This window comes from Brevibacillus invocatus (assembly GCF_003710915.1).
Classification (GTDB): Bacteria; Bacillota; Bacilli; order Brevibacillales; family Brevibacillaceae; genus Brevibacillus; species Brevibacillus invocatus.
The window spans coordinates 58079-77429 of sequence record NZ_RHHR01000009.1 but is presented as its reverse complement, the minus strand read 5'-3'; the positions used below and the strand labels follow the sequence as shown (position 1 = coordinate 77429).

Below are 19351 nucleotides of genomic sequence, written 5' to 3'. Positions count from 1 at the left end.
GAAGAGTATAAAAAGAGTGGTGGATGTATGTTACTTTCTGAATTAGAAGAGAAGAAGCTGACCGATCTGTACAAACTGGCGAAGGAATATCACATTCCGTATTATTCACAATTGAAAAAGAAAGAATTGATATTTTCCATTCTTCGTGCCAGAGCGGAGCGGGATGGGCTGATGTTTATGGAGGGCGTTTTGGAAATCCTGCCGGAAGGGTACGGATTTCTTCGTCCCATCAATTATCTTCCCAGCTCTGAGGACATCTACATTTCCCAATCCCAGATCCGTCGATTTGATCTGAGAATGGGTGATGTAGTCTCCGGTAAAGCCAGACCCCCGAAGGAAAATGAGCGTTATTTTGGACTTTTGCAAGTAGAGGCTGTAAACGGAGAAGATCCTGAGACGGCAGCTGAGCGTCTTCATTTCCCTGCATTGACACCGCTCTATCCGCAAAACAAGCTCGTCCTGGAGACTGCCCCAGATCGTGTTTCCACTCGTCTGATGGATTTGATTGCTCCGGTTGGACTTGGACAGCGTGGACTTATCGTAGCTCCTCCAAAAGCGGGGAAGACCATGCTGCTGAAGGAAATTGCCAACAGTATCACGGAAAGCCGCCCCGATATTCATTTGTTTGTTCTGTTGATTGATGAACGGCCGGAAGAAGTGACCGACATGCAACGCTCCGTCAAAGGGGAAGTAGTGGCCTCTACTTTTGACGAGTTGCCTGAGAATCACATCAAGGTGGCAGAACTGGTGCTGGAGCGTGCCAAACGTCTGGTCGAGCATAAAAAGGACGTTGTGATTTTGCTCGATTCCGTTACACGACTGGCTCGAGCGTACAACCTCGTCATTCCGCCGAGTGGTCGGACACTTTCAGGCGGGATCGATCCGGCAGCTTTTCATCGCCCTAAACGCTTCTTTGGGTCTGCGCGGAACATTGAAGAGGGTGGCAGTCTGACCATCTTGGCTACAGCATTGGTGGAGACAGGCTCACGGATGGACGACGTCATTTACGAAGAATTTAAAGGAACGGGAAATATGGAGCTGCACTTGGATCGCAAATTGTCGGAACGCCGCATTTTTCCGGCGATCGATATCCGCCGTTCGGGTACGCGGCGTGAAGAGCTGCTGCTCACCAAGGAAGAACTGGAAAAACTGTGGATGATCCGCAAAAATATGAACGAAACGAACGAGTTCGTCGATTCCTTCATTAAGAAATTGGCGGATACCAAGACCAATGAGGAATTTGTACAATCCTTAGAGGCTAAACAAAGCAGAGGAAAAACAGCAAGTACGACGACGGTGAGTTAATTTCGCCGTCATTTTTTTTTGCCTGAAAGCATACCGTAGGAGGAGTAGCCAAACGAAGGAGGAGTGGCGGTGGATTACGCACAAGTAACCCCTCCCGTGGAAAGCTGGGAGGATGCACAAAAAGCGATTGTCGAACAGGCTTTGTTTCAAGCCTTTAATCCGTTTGTCGGCTTGGCAGGAAATGCTCCTGCAAGTAAGGTCATGGTCTATTCCGTCCAAGAGGGCGAAACCCTGTCCGAAATCGCTCACAAATACGGATTATCCCTACATAAGCTGGTGGAAACCAATAAGATCAAGAATCCACATTTGGTTGGTATTGGCCTGAAGCTCATTATCAGCAATGACGAAGTACGACATATGGTCAAACGCGGTGAGACACTCAATTATATCGCCCAGCGCTACGGAGTCAGCAAAGAGCTGCTGATCGAACGCAATCCTTTGTTAAGGTGGTTATCGGACAACCTGTACGTGGGACAGGTCGTCTATGTTCCTGTGATGGCCAACAAGCAGATGCAGCCAGAAGAGGTCAATCAACGCAGAAATACGGCTCAGGCAGCGAGCAGACAAGTGTCCGCTCGTATACGAGGCGGATTGGCATGGCCGGTTCAAGAAGCCACGATTACGAGTGGGTTTGGCACTCGCTGGGGGAAAAGCCATAAAGGGGTAGACCTGTGGAATCAAGAAGAAGCCAAGGCACCTATACTTGCTGCAAAAGCCGGATTGGTCGTTGAAGCAGGTGCTAATCGATCTGGGTACGGACGAATGGTGGTGCTCGACCACGGAGACGGCTTGCAAACCTTCTACGCCCATATGAGGAGTATCCTCGTCTCGCCAGGGCAAACAGTAGAGGTGGGAGAAGTGCTTGGATTCATGGGTAGAACAGGTGATTCTACAGGCTATCATCTACATTTTGAGGTACGCCAGGATGATGTCCCTATCAACCCTATGCCGTTTTTAGGAAGGTAAACCTTCACTAATTTACATTGCATTTTCAATGCGATACAATGGGCAAAGCAAAGAAGCGAGGAGTTTTTTCCATGTATTTGGTATATGCAGATGAAAAAGGCAATGTCTATGAACACCCCGAATTGTTCGCGGTTGCGCGTAATGGTGATATATTGACGGAAATCCTTGAGGAAGAACTGATTCCACTGCCGGAAGGTGCGACATTGGTCAGCCTTCCTGATACATTACCGATCGGGATGGACCCCGAATCAGGAGAAATGGTGAAGCTGGACGGATATACCGCGGTGGGAGCACTGGTTCCTCAGGGAATTACCCGCTTGCTGCTCCCAGGCTACGTAAAAAGCAACAAAGAGAGCAAATTGCCGCTCTTTGGCTATTCCGCCGTCGTGTGGAAGGACGATCGCTTTTGGGTAGCTGGGAGAGCAAGCGATGATATTTACAAATGGGACCCACTCAATTTCCCGATGGACGAGCTGAAGAAGCGAGTGGAGAACACCTTGGAGCTGTTTCCACAAAACCGCATTCTGCAGCATTTGTCGCACTGTGCGCTGGAGTATGAGTGCCTGACTGCGTCCAATAATTTTTTTCATCGCTGGGAAGGAAGTCTGCCTGTCTCCTATACCTGTAACGCAGGCTGCTACGGCTGCATTTCCGAGCAGCCAGAGGACAGTGGATTCCCTTCACCGCAGACACGGATGAACTTCAAACCGACCGAAGACGAGCTGGTGGAAGTCATGCTGCATCATTTGCAGACGCCGGACAGCATCATCAGTTTTGGACAAGGCTGTGAGGGCGAGCCTTCCACGATGGCCTCCATTATCGTCCCTGCCATGCGGCGTGTTCGCGAACAGACCGACATGGGCTTTATCAATATCAACACCAATGCAGGGCTGACTGATCACATCAAAGGAATTGTGGATGCTGGCCTCGATCTGATGCGCGTCAGCATTATCAGTGCAATCGACGAGCATTATAATGCTTACTATCGTCCACGCAACTACACGTTGGAAAATGTGGCGCGATCTGCGGAGTACGCTTCCTCCAAAGGAGTGTACACTTCGATTAACTACTTGTGCTTCCCAGGCGTGTTTGACCGTGAAGAAGAGATGGAAGCGATGATCGACTTCATCCGTCGCACAGGGATCAAATTGATTCAGCTGCGCAATCTGAACATCGATCCGGAAAGCTACCTGTCGATGATTCCGAAAGCACAGGGAGAAGTATTCGGGATGAAGCAGGCGATCGAGATCTATCAGGAGGAGCTTCCAGATGTAGTGATTGGCTCCTTTACCCATATCCCGCCTGAAGAATTGCGTCGTAGGAAAAACATGGCGTAAGCGGACTTGTTGTTGCAAATCAATGAGTGTCGTGTTAATCTGTAAGGTGTGTTTAATAACTCTGTTTCGGCAAACGATTCAGGGCAAAAAGAGGTGTAGCGAAATGAAACAAGGTATTCATCCAAAGTACAACATTGTAACCGTTACATGTGCGTGCGGTAACGAATTTGAATCCGGTTCCGTGAAGCAACAGCTGAAAGTGGAGATCTGCTCCAACTGCCACCCATTCTTCACAGGTAAACAAAAATTCGTAGACGCTGGCGGCCGTGTGGACCGTTTCAAACGCAAATACAATCTTTCCTAATCGGAGAGGATTGGAGCAACCAGGTAGAGCGATCTGCCTGGTTTTGTTTTTATTTGATGACTTCACGAGATCGGTCAAATTCCTCTAAAATAGTATAGAAACCGAGTAGAATCGCAGGTAGAACTTCTTAACCAAGGGAGATAGGAATCGTGGCACAATTATATTTTCGTTACGGAGCAATGAACGCATCGAAATCGATCCAGTTGCTGACCGTTGCACACAACTACGAGCAATCGGGGAAAAAAGTGATGGTCTTTACGCCGGCAGTCGATGACCGGTTTGGGGTTGGCAAAGTGGCATCTCGTGTGGGGATCAGTCGGGAAGCGATTCCGATCAGTGAAGAGACAGATCTGTTTGAAATTGTAGCGGGAGAAGAGACGAAGCCGGATTGTGTGCTGGTAGACGAAGCGCAGTTTATTGGCAAGCACCACGTTACCCAGCTGGTTTCCATTGTCGATCAGCTGAGTATTCCAGTGATTGTATACGGGTTGTTGAAGAATTTTAAAAATGAGCTGTTCCCAGGAAGCGCTGCACTGCTGTGTGAAGCCGACAAAGTGGAAGAGATCAAAACGGTTTGCGTTTATTGCAACAAAAAAGCAACACATATTCTCAAGTTTAAAAACGGGAAGCCGGTTTACAGTGGGGAGACAATAGAAATCGCAGGCAATGATACTTACAGCAGCGTATGCCGCCCTCATTACTACCATCCCCCGCTCACGAACGAACAATAAAGGCCGCCTCTTCTTTTGCCCGTGCATGTCTGTGTTCGCCGATGCACAGACTAAAGGCAAAAAGGAGGTGGCTGTTTCATGCAACGCGCTGCCATTTGGAAAAGCCCGCTTATGCTGGCAAGCATCATCGTTCTGTCTACGGCTCTGACAGCCGGATGCACCAATTACGGGAACTTTGATTACGATCGCAAACAAATGATGACGAAAAGAACGACACAGACGAACCAGGCCGGGGATGTCCTGCACAGTCCAGCTCCTCGTTCGGTGGATCGTGACGATTTGATGGGACGCAATCAAAATCCCAACCTGATTATCGGACATTCCAATGTGCGAAATTCGCATGTGGATATGAACAACATGGAAATGATGGCCAAATCGGTTCCGGGTGTGGAAAATGCCCGTATCACACTCAACGGCGGCAATGCATATGTTACTCTTGATCTGAAGCACAACGTAACGGCCAAAGAGGCACGGGAGATTGAAAAGAAGGTCATTGCTGCACTTCACCGAAAAATACCGCGTTATGACTTTCACGTAACCTCGAATGAAGGTTTTCACAGATAGCCCGGGTCTGACTACGGGAGGCTCGGCAATGCCGGGCCTTTTTACATCCCCCAAATGCCGTTCCAGCAAATATTGTTCTTTGACTTATTACGGTTTTCTTCCTATAATTTATCTGTTACGATACGATTGTATTTCAGTATTCTTTGCGATGGGGTGAAGTACAGTGTTTACGCGCTTATCTGCAGTTGAAGAGCGTTTTGAAGAAGTAACCGATCTCCTGTGTGACCCCGACGTCATCAGCGATACAAAGCGCTTGCGTGAGCTGTCCAAGGAGCAGTCTTCCCTGGAAGAAACAGTGACGGCTTACCGTGAATATAAATCAGTTGTGTCCCAGATGGACGATGCCAAGATCATGCTGGAAGACAAACTGGACGATGAAATGCGTGAAATGGTGAAGCTGGAGATTTCCGAGCTGACGGTGCGTAAGGAACAGCTGGAAGATCGCCTGAAAATCCTGCTTCTGCCAAAAGATCCGAACGATGAAAAGAACGTTATTATGGAAGTGCGCGGTGCAGCAGGCGGCGATGAAGCGGCTTTGTTTGCAGCGGTACTGTTCCGTATGTATACACGTTTTGCCGAGCGCAATGGGTTCAAGCTGGAGATTTTGGAGGCTAGTCCGACAGACATCGGTGGTTATAAGGAAATCGTCTTTTCGATCAGTGGTCGAGGAGCTTACAGCAAGCTGAAGTTCGAAAGTGGTGCACACCGTGTACAACGTATTCCGGCTACGGAATCGGGCGGACGTATTCATACCTCCACGGCAACGGTTCTCGTATTGCCAGAAGCAGAAGACGTGGAAGTAGAAATTAACGAAAAAGATATTCGTATCGATACCTTCTGTTCCAGTGGAGCGGGTGGTCAGAGCGTAAACACCACAAAATCAGCCGTTCGTGTGACCCATATTCCTACAGGCATTATGGTTTCCTGCCAGGATGAGAAATCACAGCATTCCAACAAGGATAAGGCATTGCGCGTACTGCGTGCTCGTCTGTATGACTTTTACATGCAGCAGCAAAATGCGGAGGCAGATGCAACTCGTAAAAGCCTGGTAGGTACAGGTGACCGCAGCGAACGGATTCGTACGTACAATTATCCACAAAGCCGTGTGACGGATCATCGGATCGGCTTGACCCTCCATCGACTGGAGTCAGTATTGGAAGGCGAGTTGGACGAAGTGATCGACAACCTGATCATGCACGAACAGACGGAGCTGTTGAAAAGCCATGCCCACACAGCCTAATTGGTCGGATTTGTCGACGTTACGGGAAGCCCTGACACGGGCTTCTTCCTTTTTACGCGAGCACGGTGTGAAAGATCCGGTTTTTGAAGCCGAGCTGATGATCCGATACTGTCTGAAATGGGATCGTACGCGATTTCTCACGTCGATGACCGATCCGATTTCCCCTGAGACAGTCCAACAGTTGGCTGCTTTATGCGAGAGACGTGTCCACCATGAGCCACTGCAGTACATGTTTGGGACACAGGAATTTTACGGCCGTTCTTTTGTCGTACGTCCAGGTGTATTGATTCCGAGGCCGGAGACAGAGATTTTAGTGGAACAGGTACTCCTGCATGCTGCTAAGCTCTGGACAGATGGTGAGCGGTTGACTGTTGCAGATATTGGGACCGGGAGCGGGGCTATCTGCATCACACTGGCCAGTGAAAGACCGGATTGGCAAATCTCTACAGTGGATATCTCGCCAGATGCCACAGCGATTGCGCGGGAAAATGCTGACCGTCTAGGGGTACAGGTTCGATTTCTACAAGGCGATCTTGTACAGCCATTCATTCAGGCCGGGGAACAACTCGATATTTTAGTCTCCAATCCTCCGTACATCCCTAGCTCCGATGTCGATGTGCTGGATGAGGAGGTCCGTTCCTATGAGCCGCGCCTCGCATTGGACGGAGGGCAGGATGGTTTGGATTTTTACAGACAGCTGTGCGAAGCATTGCCTGTGATCCTGAAGCAGAAGGCTTTGGTCGCTTTTGAGATTGGGATTTATCAAGCGCGGGATGTGGCAGATTTGCTGCGCCTATCGGGCGTGATTGATGAAGTGGTGGTCATCCCTGATTTGGCTGGAATCGAGCGGGTTGTGCTGGGGCTGAGAAAATAGGCTTCCGGCATCAACCTGTTTTTTTGCTTGAATTGTGAAAAGATTCGTGCGATCGGGTATGAAATCGTCCGTTTTTCCCCATACTGTGGCTATAGAGACAGAACGGTAAAGGGAGACGGATATATATGAAACGATTGCTATTATTGGGCTTTAGTTTTTTCCTGTTGATGATGAGCTGGGAGGGACAGCTTACCTCGGCCAATGTGCTTGACAATGGGCCAATCCCTCAAGAATCGATTCGCTTGCGGATTATTGCCAATAGCGACTCCGTACAGGACCAATGGTTGAAGCGAGAAGTACGTGACGCGTTGATCGAAAAAATGAACAGCTGGGCGGACCAAATCAAGACGTATGAAGAGGCGCAGGAGTTCGTCGCAGCTCGCCTGCCTGAACTGCAGCAGGTCGTAGATCAAACGATGCGTGAGCGGGGATTTGCGTACGAGGCAGTCGTTGATTTTGGACAGGTGCCATTCCCGACGAAAATGTACGGCTCTTACGTCTATCCGGCTGGGGAGTATCAGGCATTGCGAGTCTCGATTGGAGAAGCGCAAGGGCAAAACTGGTGGTGTGTTCTGTTTCCGCCACTCTGCTTTATCGATATGTCCAACGCGGATGCCGCGGAAATGGCGCCGACTGTTTCGACGCCAGAAGAACCCAAAAGAAGCAGCATCCACACCTACAGGGAAGATTGGCAGAATGAACGTCAGCTTAGAACGGCTTTGTACAGATCAGATGCGGTAGCTGGTGATGTGACCGATGACGAAGCTGAATTCGTGGAGGAACAGCCCGAGACAGCCAAGGCTTCCGAAGTGCCAACGGCTCCTCCACAACCCGAAGTGCAGGTAAAGTTCTTTTTGTGGGAAAAGCTGGAGAGTCTGTTTTCGTAAAGGGATGAAAAGACACGTGTCCGTGTCTTTTTCTTTTTGGAAACAACGATCGAGGTAGTGCATCCAAGAAAGAAGTTTGTCTAGGAAACCTGTGTACAAGCTATTTCAACAGGTCGCGTATATCGGCCTTCAAAAGGTTTTGAAAGCGATGGGCAGGGATTGTAAAGGAAGGCATGCCCACTGCATAAGGAGCTATCTCGTATTGCCCGAAGTGAATGACGAGATTTCCATCCTTGAACGAGAAGGCTTGGTTGTCGGAAATTCCTTCAAACCAATACGACATCTCGAAGCCAGTCCGTTTTTCTTCATCCGCGATTTGCTGCTTGATCAGGTTGTTGATGACGTATTTGAAGTCAAAGCCGGGCTGGAACAGGTCTGAAAGCTGGAGACTCTGAGCTTTATCCAGATTGGCGATATTGTAATAGGTTACATTTGTCATGCCATGAGCGCCGCCTGTATAGGTGTAGGTTGTGACAGCAAAGGAGAGGAGCTTTCCTGTGTGGATTACGTTATAGGAAATATCGAGAGCGTGAGGACGCAACTCCCAGCCTCCCTTCTTGGCAAGTTCCGCATCTGCCTTGCTCTGCGCTTGGGTATTCTTGAGCGATTCAGCGGCAAATTTCTGCAATTCGGCATTTAGCTGGGTTTCAAATGCTTTGTCTGCCAGACCGCTAATGATAGGGATTGTGATTTTTGCCTCATATTCTTTGGCAGAGATGTTGGTGGATTTCGGGGTAAATACGATACGGGATTCTTGTTGGGTACCAGCAGCCGCAGGCTGTACAGGAGGAGCAGCCAAAGCAGGTACTGCAATCGCACCGAGAATGAGGCTTGTGCTCAACAGCGCGGAAACAACGGATTTGCGCGTAGTCATGGCAGGATCAGATCCTTTCGTTATTAAACGTGTAATGAAGGAGTAGCTTCTTTACACATACTACTATATAGCCGGGAAAAGAAAGTAACAAATTGCAAACACTTGCTTTTTCCACGAGTAACCAAAAAGTTATTCACAAGTTACCCACAGGCTGTTGAAAACTTCATCACGCACAACTATACTAAAGTCACTAATGGTTATGAAACGAGCTAGAGAGAGGATTTTTTGCAATGGAGCTGGATCAAGCTACAAAGGTATGGATTGTGGATAAGCATGTGGAAAAAAATGTGGAAAACTTACAGAGTTGTACACAGATTGTGGATGCAGCCGCTCTGCTGCGAAGCGGGGAAGTAGTAGCCTTTCCGACAGAGACTGTCTACGGACTGGGAGCCAATGCATTGTCTGATGAATCTGTGGAAAAAATATTTTTAGCAAAAGGCAGACCGAGTGATAATCCGCTCATTGTGCATATTGGGGAAAGAAACCAACTGCCTACGGTAGCGCGACATATCCCGGAAAAGGGAAATCGTTTGATGGAAGCGTTCTGGCCGGGCCCATTGACGATCATACTGCCCAAAACGGATCAGGTAGCTTCCCTGGTGACAGCCGGATTGGATTCTGTCGGGGTGAGGATGCCGGATCACAAAATCGCTCTTGCTTTATTGAAAGAAGCGGACGTGCCGATTGCTGCCCCAAGTGCGAATCGCTCGGGTAGACCGAGTCCGACTACTGCCGCTCACGTACTGGCTGATTTGGACGGAAGGATTGCGGGTGTGCTGGATGGAGGTCCAACGGGTGTGGGAGTGGAATCCACGGTGATCGATGTGACTGTGGACCCGCCGATTATTCTGCGGCCGGGTGGCGTTACTCGAGAAGAGCTGGAAGCGGTGATCGGACATGTCGAGTTGGACCCGTCTTTCGAAGTGGGCGCAGTAGAGACACCGCGAGCGCCGGGAATGAAGTACACGCATTACGCTCCAGAAGGGGAAATGTGGCTCGTAACGGGTGAGGCCGACAAAGTTCGCAGGCAACAGGCAGATATGCTGCGGGAGGCAAAGCGAAACGGGCTTCGCACGGGGGTATTGGCTACCGAAGAATCTGCCGATTTTTGGGGTGGATTTGCAGAGGCGGACGTGGTGCTGTCTGTGGGTTCTACCGCTCGACTGGACGAGGTGGCTCAGCAGCTCTACGCGGCACTTCGGCAGTTTGATGAAGAAAAGGTCCAGTATATCGTCTCTGAGACATTTTCCCGTGAAGGATTGGGGATGGCCGTAATGAATCGTCTGGAAAAGGCTGCAGGTGGCCGGGTCTTGTCAGTATAAAGCGTCTAAACTCCTTCTTGTCCGCATAAGGTGAAAGGACAGGAGGGGGAGGCAAATTGGACCTGGTCTTGTTTCAATGGGGACAATTCCTGACCTTGCTTATGATCGCCTTTGCGCTCGGTATGGATGCCTTTTCACTGGGAATTGGCGTTGGCATGGTAGGAATTCGTTTGCGAGAGATTGTGAGAGTCAGTATAACGATTGGCTTGTTTCATATTGTCATGCCCATTCTCGGTATCGCTGTTGGTGCCTACTTGTCTGAGCTGATCGGAGATATCGCTGTTTCGATTGGCGGTGGTGTACTGATGCTGCTGGGAGCGCATATGCTATGGAACGGATTTGGGAAAGGCGACCAGAAGAGCGTCTTGCGAACGACAGGGTTTGGCCTGCTGCTGTTTGCCTTCAGTGTCAGTCTGGATGCCTTGACTGTCGGGGTATCCTTTGGTCTGATGGAAGTAAATAAGATACTGGCCATTTCTTTGTTTGGTCTGATGGGCACAGCCATGTCGTACTGTGGCTTGCTGCTTGGCAGAAGTGTGGGAGGATGGCTTGGGGAGTATAGCGAAATAATAGGTGGTCTTATTTTGTTTGGTTTTGGGTTAAAATTTGTGTTATAGCTGTATGACGTGGGTATAGGAGGAGCGAGATCGTGAAACGAATCGTGTTTGTCTGTACCGGAAATACCTGCCGCAGTCCAATGGCGGAAGCGTTGTTCCGGGCCAAGACGCAAGGGCAAGGATATGAAATTCGCTCGGCAGGAGTCGCTGCCTATGATGGCCAGCCTGCTTCTGTACACGCCATCCAGGTGATGAAGGAGCGGGGGATCGAACACGACCACAAGTCTACCCGTTTGAGTGAAGAGCTGATAGAGTGGTCAGATGTGATTCTGACGATGACAAATAGCCATAAGCAAGCGATCTTGGACTATTTTCCTGCGGTCAAGGACAAGGTTTTCACCTTGCGTGAGTTTGTCGGCGTGGAAGGCTACGGCGATATTGCGGATCCTTTTGGCGGCGCCTTGGAAGACTACCGCAGATGTGCGGCTGAGATCGAGGAGTCACTGGACATGCTTTTAGAGGTGTTCGTTCAAAAGCGTTTTCGTGAATCATAAAGATTTGCAGGTTCTGGTTCCAATCCAGAGCCTTGTTTTTCATGAGAGTACGAACATTTATTGATGAACAGGGATAAATGTTCACTTTTTACTTGTCGGAAAATGATGTATAATGGTTGAGATCATGAAACAAGCGGGGGATGACGGATGAAAGTAGCAATTGCTGCTGATCATGGTGGATATAAGCTGAAGGAAGAAATCAGGAACTGGCTATCTTCCATGAACATCGAGACAGAAGACTTTGGCTGCTCATGTGAAGACTCGGTGGATTATCCCGACTATGCTTTGCCTGTAGCGCAAAAAGTAGCCGCAGGTGAGTTTGACCGGGGAATCCTGATTTGCGGGACGGGGATCGGCATGTCGATTGCCGCCAACAAAGTTCCGGGTATTCGCTGTGCTCTGGTGCACGACACCTTTTCAGCGAGAGCGACCAGAGAGCACAACAACACCAATGTGCTGGCTATGGGTGAGCGGGTTATTGGCCCAGGCTTGGCATTGGATATCGTGAAAATTTGGCTGGAAACCGAATTTCAGGGCGGACGTCATGAGCGCCGCGTAGAAAAGATCACCCAAATCGAAGCGAATCAATTGGGAGTGAAGTAAGTGGACTTGCTCGCTATTGAAAGACAAGTCAGCGAGATTGTGGACGAAGTGGCACGTGAAGCAGCTTTGACTTCCAGACAGCTGCTGGTCCTGGGCTGCAGCACGAGCGAGGTAGTAGGCAAGCAGATCGGGAATGCAGGGAGCCAGGAAGTGGCTGCTGCGATCTATCGTGGCGTTCGCGAGGTTCAGGAACGAATGGGATTTGCTGTCGCCTTTCAATGTTGTGAACATTTGAACAGGGCTCTGGTGCTGGAGCGCGAAGTGATGGAGCGATTCGGCTGGGATGAGGTTACGGTCATTCCCGTTCCTGCTGCAGGAGGCTCGATGGCTGCTCATGCGTACCAACAGCTGGAGGATGCTGTAGTCGTGGAGCATATTCAGGCACATGCAGGCGTGGACATTGGCGATACGTTGATAGGGATGCATATGAAGCATGTGGCTGTCCCGATTCGCCCCTCACTGCGTACGGTAGGGGAAGCCCACGTCACAGCAGCACGGACGCGTCCCAAACTGATTGGCGGAGCGCGGGCTGTCTACGATCGCAAACTATCTGACCAAAGCTGTACGTAATTCCAAACCCAATAAGGGACAAGCCTATCTTGAGGAGGAGACCTACGATGTTAGATCATTTACGCAAACAAGACCCACAAATTCTGGAGGCTATCCAGTTGGAGCTCGGCAGACAGCGCGACAAAATCGAGCTGATTGCGTCTGAAAACTTTGTCAGCGAGGCAGTCATGGAAGCAATGGGCACTGTGCTGACTAACAAGTATGCGGAAGGCTATCCAGGCCGTCGCTACTACGGTGGATGCGAATACGTGGACATTGCTGAAAACATTGCCCGCGATCGCGTGAAAGAACTGTTCGGTGCAGAACACGCCAACGTGCAGCCGCATTCCGGCGCGCAAGCAAACATGGCCGTTTACTTCACCATCCTGAAGCCAGGAGATACCGTTCTGGGTATGAACCTCTCCCACGGTGGACACTTGACACATGGTAGCCCGGTCAATTTCTCCGGTACGCTGTACAACTTCGTAGAGTACGGGGTAGATCAGGAAGAACATCGCATCAATTATGAAGACGTACGTGCAAAAGCATTGGAGCATAAACCGAAATTGATCGTGGCTGGTGCGAGTGCATATCCACGTACAATTGACTTCGCGAAATTCCGTGAAATCGCGGATGAAGTAGGCGCTTATTTCATGGTAGACATGGCGCACATCGCGGGTCTGGTAGCTGCAGGCCTGCATCCAAACCCAGTACCATATGCACATTTTGTCACTTCCACTACACACAAAACCCTGCGCGGTCCTCGCGGTGGTTTGATCTTGTGCAAGGAAGAATTTGCAAAAGGCATCGACAAATCCGTATTCCCAGGCGTACAGGGTGGTCCTTTGATGCACGTGATCGCTGCGAAGGCAGTTGCCTTTGGCGAAGCGCTGCAGCCTGATTTCAAAGACTACGCTGCCCGCATCGTAAAGAATGCACAAGCTTTCGCAGAAGCGTTGAAAGCAGAGGGATTGACTCTCGTATCTGGCGGTACTGACAATCACCTCGTGCTGATCGATGTCAGCAAGATCGGTCTGACTGGTAAAGTAGCGGAGCATTTACTGGATGAAGTCAACATCACTACCAACAAAAACACGATTCCATACGACTCGGAAAGCCCGTTCGTAACGAGTGGCGTGCGCATGGGTACACCTGCTGTAACGAGCCGCGGCTTTGACGAGGAAGCGATGAAAGAAGTGGCAGCGATCATCGCCCTGACCCTGAAAAATCCGGAAGACGCTGCAAAGCATGATGAAGCTCGCCAGCGCGTAGCTGCGTTGTGCCAACGTTTTCCTATGTACGAAGGTCTCAGCATCTAAATAGCAGTAGAGGAAGGCCCGGTTGTCATGTGAACCGGGTCTTTTTTTTCGCGTTGCGCATAAATGTACGAAGATTAGGCAAATTGACGTCAGCAGGCTCGTTCGCTATTATGATAAAGATATTGATAGGAAAACGGAGGAACGTACATGAGCCGTGTATATGTGTTTGACCACCCCCTAATTCAGCATAAAGTGACGTATATTCGTGACAAAAACACGGGTACCAAGGAGTTTCGAGAGCTGGTAGACGAAGTTTCTACTTTGATGGGATATGAAATTACCCGTGAAATGCCCTTGGAAGAGACGACGATCGAGACACCTGTGGCAGTTTGCAAGTCCAATGTCATTGCTGGGAAAAAAGTAGGGCTGGTACCGATCCTGCGCGCGGGACTGGGAATGGTAGACGGACTTTTGAAGCTGATCCCGGCAGCGAAGGTAGGCCATGTAGGCCTTTACCGTGATCCAGAGACGCTGCAGCCTGTTGAGTATTACGTCAAACTGCCATCTGACGTGGCGGAACGTGAACTGATCGTGATCGATCCAATGCTGGCCACAGGAGGATCAGCTGTAGCAGCGATTACCGCACTGAAGAACCGCGGTGCGAAAAACCTGAAGCTGATGTGTCTGATTGCCGCACCGGAAGGCATTAAAATGGTGCAGGAAGAGCACCCGGAAGTAGATATTTACGTAGCAGCCATAGATGAGCAACTGAACGACCACGGTTATATCGTTCCTGGCTTGGGGGATGCAGGAGATCGCTTGTACGGCACAAAGTAGCAGTAGGAGAGGAAATCCGATGAAGACATGTAAAGTAATGACGGTTTTCGGCACACGTCCGGAAGCGATAAAGATGGCTCCGCTGGTTCATGAATTGAACAAATACAATGAACAGATTGAGTCGGTCGTTTGCGTGACCGCCCAACATCGTCAGATGCTGGATCAAGTCCTGGAGATTTTTGAGATTACACCTGATTATGATTTAAATATCATGAAGGACAGACAGACTTTGGTGGATGTGACGACACGCGCCTTGCAAAGTCTGGATGCGGTGATCAAGGAAGTGAAGCCTGACATCGTGCTGGTACACGGGGATACGTCGACGACCTTTGTCGCGAGTCTGGCTGCTTTTTACAATCAGGTCACGATTGGTCATGTAGAGGCGGGACTGCGGACATGGGACAAGTACTCGCCGTTTCCGGAGGAGATGAATCGTCAGCTGACTGGCGTAATGGCTGATCTGCACTTCTCCCCAACGGATGGAGCGGCTGACAATCTGAGACGCGAGAACAAGCCCGAAGAAGCCATCTACATTACCGGCAACACCGCTATTGATGCCTTGAAAACGACCGTACGTGAAGATTACACGCATCCAGTCCTGGAACATGTATCTGACCACAAAATGGTGCTCATGACCGCGCATCGCCGGGAGAATCTCGGAGAACCCATGCGGAGAATTTTCCGCGCCGTCAGAAGGTTGGTAGATGAGCATCCGGAAATCGCTGTCGTGTATCCGGTTCACCTGAATCCAGCTGTGCAGGAAGTAGCGCAGGAGGTGCTGGGCGATCATCAGCGTATCGTGTTGATCGATCCGTTGGATGCATTCGATTTCCACAACCTTGCTGCACGTGCTCACCTGATCTTGACGGATTCGGGCGGCGTACAGGAGGAAGCTCCTTCGCTCGGCGTACCCGTTCTGGTGCTGCGTGATACGACGGAACGCCCCGAGGGCATCGCTGCAGGGACGTTGAAGCTCGCGGGAACGGATGAAGCTCAGGTCTATCAGATGACAAAGGAACTGCTGACGAATCCAAAGGCGTATGATGAAATGGCGCACGCCGCCAACCCATACGGCGATGGCGAGGCGTCACGGCGCATCGTGGAAGCGATCCTTCATCACTATGGCATGCGTGCCGAACGACCTGCTCCATTTGTGCCCGGTCAATCTAAATCATAATCGCTCATCGTGTGAAAGAAACCGTCCGGAAGCAAGCGAACCCCGGACGGTTTTTCTCATTGCCAGCCTATTCGAAAGATTTGTCATGATTTGTAAGGAATGAAAATGGAAAAAATCCGAAACTATCAATCCACCTCGTGCGTCTAACTACTAGTTGTCTGCTTATCAAATACCACTGGCAGTGGCCAGTTTAGACATGTTCAGCAGCAGATAGATGAAAAAAGAGTTCGGTAAACGGAGAGGAGTCACCAACATGAGAGCGCGGAATGTCGTTACGCTGCTCACGGCCAGCACGATGGCCTGGGGAGCTTTTGTTCCGTTTGTGCCACTTGCGACAAATGTCGCACAGGCCAGATCGGAGACAAGTGCATTGCAGATGATGTGGCAAACGCCAATTGGGGAAGGGACCACATTAATCAAATATACCAAATCATATGGAGATCAGGCCGTCACGGTCATGGTCACTAAGGTGGATCTGAACAATCCGTATGTAGAGGTTAAGCCCATTTACGGAACCAATGGCAGGCTGACAGAGCGTCAAACGATTACCCAAATGGCGAGAGAAACGGGAGCTGTGGCGGCCATCAACGCGGACTTTTTCAACATGACCAAAAGAGGGGCTCCCTTTGGCATCGTCATGAAGGATCAGCAGCTGGTTTCATCGATGGGACTGATCTCGTACTGGTACAGCTTGGGGATCACTTCCGATAAGACCGCTCTCGTCGAAAAGTTCGGATTTAATGGAAAAGTGACGGCAAACAGCGGAACCGCATACCCGCTACAGGGGATCAATAAGGAAGAGTACAACCCAAGCGAGGGCCGAAAAAGTCACCAAAATCAGTTGAACATGTATACACCTGCCTTTGGGCAAACGAGCTTGGGGACAATCTCCGGCTATAAGGATGTCGTCGAAGTTCTCTTCGTCGATAACGTAGCGAAAGAAGTACGTGTTAATCAGCCGGGCTTTTACATACCTTACAATGGCTATGTCCTGTGGGGACACGGAGCAGCAGCCGAATTTTTGAAGCAGCAATTCCCGGTTGGTTCTACAGCAAAAGTAGAGTACCAAACAACACCGCTCAATCAAGACTGGGTACAAGCTGTCGGAGGGAACGTCCTGCTCGTCGATCAAGGAAAAGCGCTGACCTCATTCCAGGCTGACAAATCGATTACATCCCTCAATGCCCGTACGGCAGTCGGTGCCTCCCAGGATGGCAAGACGCTGTACATGGTGACGGTAGAGGGAAATAAAGGCGTTTATTTGGATGAGTTGGCCAGAATCATGGTTGAGATCGGGTCTTTTCGGGCTGTGAACTTTGATGGCGGCGGATCGACAACCATGTCTGCGCGCATGCTGGGTGATATCCATGCCAATTTGGCGATCCGTCCAACGGGAGGAACAGAACGGCGCGTACCGACCGGGCTGGCTGTCTTCAATACGGCACCTACGGGTGGCGATCTGAGAGGCTTTCAGATTGACGTACCGACAGACATCCTGATCGGTCAGACGGTGACATTGAATGCGAGCAAAGGCTATGACATTCACTACCTGCCATACGCGCTCAATGCGTCTCAGGTTGCTTGGGATACTGATGCGGGGACGATACAAGGTCAGCAATTTACCCCAACACGCTCCGGTGCCGTTACGATTTCAGGAAGATCGGGCAATGTGGTGCAGAGTAAAGCGATTCAGGTCGTCTCCGGTCAGGATATCCAACAGATCACCGTGACGCCGAATCCAATTACGGTTGCTCCAGGACAAGCCTTGACCCTCGATATCAAATTGAAGACAAAGAAGGGCGCGACTCTGACAGCAACGCCGCAAAGCGTACAGGTCAGCGTGGATTCTGCTGTAGCCAGCGTCAATAACAAGCTACAGCTGGTGGCCGGAGAGCAGCCTGGCAATGGAACGTTGACGATCTCCTATGATGGTGTAAGCACAAGAGTTCCTTTTGCTGTCGGCCAATTTGAACAGCCGTGGCTCACCTTCGACAACCAGGTAGGCATGTACCATACGGCATTGCCTGCCAGCATCAGCTCTAGCGGAGCCTTTGCTGCCGTTACGGAACCCGTTTTCCGCACGAAGAAGGCTGGCAAGCTGGTGTACAATTTCTCGGGGGCACCGAGCTCGGAAATGCGTATTGCATACGGTGTACTAGGAGCAAAACCGGTAACGATTCCTGGCAATCCGATTGGAATCGGAATGTGGGTATATGGAGACAACAGCAGACATTGGCTGCGAGCGGAAGTCATCGATGCGAATGGCAAGCCGGTATACGTCGATCTGGCAAAAGAGATAGACTGGTCCGGCTGGAAACAAGTGAAGGGGTACTTCCCGGGCGGAGTGGCTTATCCTTTGCAGCTGAAGAGTATCTACGTCGTGGATCAGGCAAACGATGGCATTACGCAGGACAAAGGCACGCTCTACTTCGACGAGATGTCGCTGCTCCTGCCAAATCAGGCGGGCAAGCCAAACGGTGCGATCGTCGTGCCGGAGATTCCGGGCAGTCTCTCATTGGGTAGCGAGCTCGACGTGAAGTATTCATTTGCGCAGGCCGCTTCCTCCCTCGACAGCATCACCATCGATGTAGATTCGATCATCGAGCAGCAACTGCCTGGTTACGTCCCGGCAGACTACTCGTTTACCATCAAGCCGAATGGCGATCAACAAAATATGAGTTCGACAGTACCGGCTGAATTGAAGCTCGTGCCGAAGAATTGGCTTGCTGGTAAAGGAATCGGATTATTGTACGTCAACGAAGTGAACAACACGCTGGATCCGCTTTTGGGCACCCTCAATGCACAAGGGGAATGGGTCTACGAGGTGAATTCCCTCGGTAAATACGTGCCTTATTATCTCGATATGCCAGGTGCGGCGTTCGTCGATATCGCGAACCATCCTGCAAAAGCTGAAATTACCTATATGGCGAATCAGGGTTATGTCAAAGGCTTGACCGCAACGACCTTTGGTCCAGAAGCTTCATTGACCCGCGCACAATTCGTCACGCTGTTGGCTCGTACGTTTGAATGGGAGCTGCCGGCCTCAGCGCAGCTGAAATTCAAAGACAAGATACCAGACTATGCACAGGGAGCGGTTCAGGTCGCTGTCGCCAAAGGTCTGGTTAAGGGGTATGCTGACAATACCTTCAAGCCGGATCAGCCAGTGACACGTGCAGAAGCGGCGGTGATCCTCGATCGCATGGTGAATAAAAAGGGAACGGCTAAGTCCGTCTCAGATTCCAAGACGTGGCCATCTTGGGCAGCTTCGTCTATCAACAACGTGGTTGGACTTGGACTGGTTGACCCTGTCGGCGGAAAATTTGACCCGAACAAAGCTACGACACGCGCGGTTTGCGTCGTGGCACTCTACAGAATTCTGCATCAGCAATAATGAACGACCGTAAGTCGGTA

Annotated in this window: 19 protein-coding genes; 18 read left to right on the top strand and 1 reads right to left on the bottom strand. The window is 50.4% G+C overall.

Features of this window, described 5'->3' with window-relative positions; genetic code table 11:
- The first annotated feature begins 27 nt into the window (after positions 1 to 27).
- The 9 genes from rho (at position 28) to spoIIR (ending at position 8208) form a co-directional block, all read left to right on the top strand.
- Complete coding sequence (gene rho, locus EDM52_RS05050) at positions 28 to 1305, top strand: transcription termination factor Rho (protein WP_122907948.1); 1278 nt, start codon at positions 28 to 30, stop codon at positions 1303 to 1305.
- Between the two features lie 69 nt (positions 1306 to 1374).
- The gene (locus tag EDM52_RS05045; RefSeq protein ID WP_122907947.1) at positions 1375 to 2271 is read left to right on the top strand and encodes a peptidoglycan DD-metalloendopeptidase family protein; all 897 of its coding nucleotides are present in this window, start codon (positions 1375 to 1377) and stop codon (positions 2269 to 2271) included.
- 71 nt (positions 2272 to 2342) lie between these two features.
- Entirely contained in the window at positions 2343 to 3608 is a 1266-nt protein-coding gene (locus EDM52_RS05040; protein ID WP_122907946.1) for a radical SAM family protein, read from the top strand.
- 103 nt (positions 3609 to 3711) lie between these two features.
- The gene (gene rpmE / locus EDM52_RS05035) at positions 3712 to 3912 is read left to right on the top strand and encodes a 50S ribosomal protein L31 (RefSeq protein WP_122907945.1); all 201 of its coding nucleotides are present in this window, start codon (positions 3712 to 3714) and stop codon (positions 3910 to 3912) included.
- A gap of 149 nt (positions 3913 to 4061) precedes the next feature.
- Positions 4062 to 4643 (top strand): thymidine kinase, encoded by a 582-nt coding sequence (locus tag EDM52_RS05030; RefSeq protein WP_122907944.1) that lies wholly within the window; start codon positions 4062 to 4064, stop codon positions 4641 to 4643.
- Between the two features lie 78 nt (positions 4644 to 4721).
- Positions 4722 to 5207: a YhcN/YlaJ family sporulation lipoprotein gene (locus EDM52_RS05025; protein WP_122907943.1), complete on the top strand. Its 486-nt coding sequence runs from the start codon at positions 4722 to 4724 to the stop codon at positions 5205 to 5207.
- A 163-nt stretch (positions 5208 to 5370) separates the two neighbouring features.
- Positions 5371 to 6447, top strand: a complete 1077-nt coding sequence (prfA, locus tag EDM52_RS05020) for a peptide chain release factor 1 (protein WP_122907942.1) — start codon at positions 5371 to 5373, stop codon at positions 6445 to 6447.
- Entirely contained in the window at positions 6431 to 7321 is an 891-nt protein-coding gene (gene prmC / locus EDM52_RS05015) for a peptide chain release factor N(5)-glutamine methyltransferase (RefSeq protein ID WP_122907941.1), read from the top strand. The genes prfA and prmC overlap by 17 nt, the downstream gene beginning before the upstream one ends.
- 125 nt (positions 7322 to 7446) lie before the next feature.
- The gene (spoIIR, locus tag EDM52_RS05010) at positions 7447 to 8208 is read left to right on the top strand and encodes a stage II sporulation protein R (protein WP_122907940.1); all 762 of its coding nucleotides are present in this window, start codon (positions 7447 to 7449) and stop codon (positions 8206 to 8208) included.
- A 100-nt stretch (positions 8209 to 8308) separates the two neighbouring features.
- On the opposite strand, the gene EDM52_RS05005 is transcribed toward spoIIR, so the two are convergent.
- The gene (locus EDM52_RS05005; protein ID WP_122907939.1) at positions 8309 to 9082 is read right to left on the bottom strand and encodes a DUF3298 and DUF4163 domain-containing protein; all 774 of its coding nucleotides are present in this window, start codon (positions 9080 to 9082) and stop codon (positions 8309 to 8311) included.
- Positions 9083 to 9312: 230 nt separating this feature from the next.
- On the opposite strand from EDM52_RS05005, the gene EDM52_RS05000 reads away from it, so the two are divergent.
- From EDM52_RS05000 to EDM52_RS04960, 9 genes are all read left to right on the top strand, one after another.
- Entirely contained in the window at positions 9313 to 10404 is a 1092-nt protein-coding gene (locus tag EDM52_RS05000; RefSeq protein ID WP_122907938.1) for an L-threonylcarbamoyladenylate synthase, read from the top strand.
- A 56-nt stretch (positions 10405 to 10460) separates the two neighbouring features.
- Positions 10461 to 11021 carry a manganese efflux pump MntP gene (locus EDM52_RS04995; protein WP_122907937.1) on the top strand — a complete coding sequence of 187 codons (561 nt, stop codon included), beginning with the start codon at positions 10461 to 10463 and terminating at the stop codon, positions 11019 to 11021.
- Between the two features lie 32 nt (positions 11022 to 11053).
- Positions 11054 to 11515, top strand: a complete 462-nt coding sequence (locus tag EDM52_RS04990; protein ID WP_122907936.1) for a low molecular weight protein arginine phosphatase — start codon at positions 11054 to 11056, stop codon at positions 11513 to 11515.
- 147 nt (positions 11516 to 11662) lie between these two features.
- On the top strand, positions 11663 to 12118 hold the full coding sequence (rpiB, locus tag EDM52_RS04985; RefSeq protein ID WP_122907935.1) for a ribose 5-phosphate isomerase B: 456 nt from the start codon (positions 11663 to 11665) through the stop codon (positions 12116 to 12118).
- The gene (locus EDM52_RS04980; RefSeq protein ID WP_122907934.1) at positions 12119 to 12688 is read left to right on the top strand and encodes a TIGR01440 family protein; all 570 of its coding nucleotides are present in this window, start codon (positions 12119 to 12121) and stop codon (positions 12686 to 12688) included.
- 47 nt (positions 12689 to 12735) lie between these two features.
- The gene (locus EDM52_RS04975; protein WP_122907933.1) at positions 12736 to 13986 is read left to right on the top strand and encodes a serine hydroxymethyltransferase; all 1251 of its coding nucleotides are present in this window, start codon (positions 12736 to 12738) and stop codon (positions 13984 to 13986) included.
- A gap of 147 nt (positions 13987 to 14133) precedes the next feature.
- Positions 14134 to 14763, top strand: coding sequence for a uracil phosphoribosyltransferase (gene upp / locus EDM52_RS04970; RefSeq protein ID WP_122907932.1), 630 nt, complete (start codon positions 14134 to 14136; stop codon positions 14761 to 14763).
- Between the two features lie 19 nt (positions 14764 to 14782).
- Positions 14783 to 15940, top strand: coding sequence for a non-hydrolyzing UDP-N-acetylglucosamine 2-epimerase (gene wecB, locus EDM52_RS04965; protein WP_122907931.1), 1158 nt, complete (start codon positions 14783 to 14785; stop codon positions 15938 to 15940).
- Between the two features lie 253 nt (positions 15941 to 16193).
- Entirely contained in the window at positions 16194 to 19331 is a 3138-nt protein-coding gene (locus tag EDM52_RS04960; RefSeq protein ID WP_122907930.1) for a phosphodiester glycosidase family protein, read from the top strand.
- Positions 19332 to 19351 lie beyond the last annotated feature (20 nt).

What these genes read in the sequence shown, in the direction of transcription:
- wecB (WP_122907931.1), top strand. Translation starts at nt 14,783, where the DNA reads ATGAAGACATGTAAAGTAATGACGGTTTTCGGCACACGTCCGGAAGCG.
- EDM52_RS04960 (WP_122907930.1), top strand. Translation starts at nt 16,194, where the DNA reads ATGAGAGCGCGGAATGTCGTTACGCTGCTCACGGCCAGCACGATGGCC.
- spoIIR (WP_122907940.1), top strand. Translation starts at nt 7,447, where the DNA reads ATGAAACGATTGCTATTATTGGGCTTTAGTTTTTTCCTGTTGATGATG.
- rho (WP_122907948.1), top strand. Translation starts at nt 28, where the DNA reads ATGTTACTTTCTGAATTAGAAGAGAAGAAGCTGACCGATCTGTACAAA.
- prmC (WP_122907941.1), top strand. Translation starts at nt 6,431, where the DNA reads ATGCCCACACAGCCTAATTGGTCGGATTTGTCGACGTTACGGGAAGCC.
- upp (WP_122907932.1), top strand. Translation starts at nt 14,134, where the DNA reads ATGAGCCGTGTATATGTGTTTGACCACCCCCTAATTCAGCATAAAGTG.
- EDM52_RS05025 (WP_122907943.1), top strand. Translation starts at nt 4,722, where the DNA reads ATGCAACGCGCTGCCATTTGGAAAAGCCCGCTTATGCTGGCAAGCATC.
- EDM52_RS05005 (WP_122907939.1), bottom strand. Translation starts at nt 9,082, where the DNA reads ATGACTACGCGCAAATCCGTTGTTTCCGCGCTGTTGAGCACAAGCCTC.
- EDM52_RS04975 (WP_122907933.1), top strand. Translation starts at nt 12,736, where the DNA reads ATGTTAGATCATTTACGCAAACAAGACCCACAAATTCTGGAGGCTATC.
- rpiB (WP_122907935.1), top strand. Translation starts at nt 11,663, where the DNA reads ATGAAAGTAGCAATTGCTGCTGATCATGGTGGATATAAGCTGAAGGAA.
- EDM52_RS05040 (WP_122907946.1), top strand. Translation starts at nt 2,343, where the DNA reads ATGTATTTGGTATATGCAGATGAAAAAGGCAATGTCTATGAACACCCC.
- rpmE (WP_122907945.1), top strand. Translation starts at nt 3,712, where the DNA reads ATGAAACAAGGTATTCATCCAAAGTACAACATTGTAACCGTTACATGT.
- EDM52_RS05000 (WP_122907938.1), top strand. Translation starts at nt 9,313, where the DNA reads ATGGAGCTGGATCAAGCTACAAAGGTATGGATTGTGGATAAGCATGTG.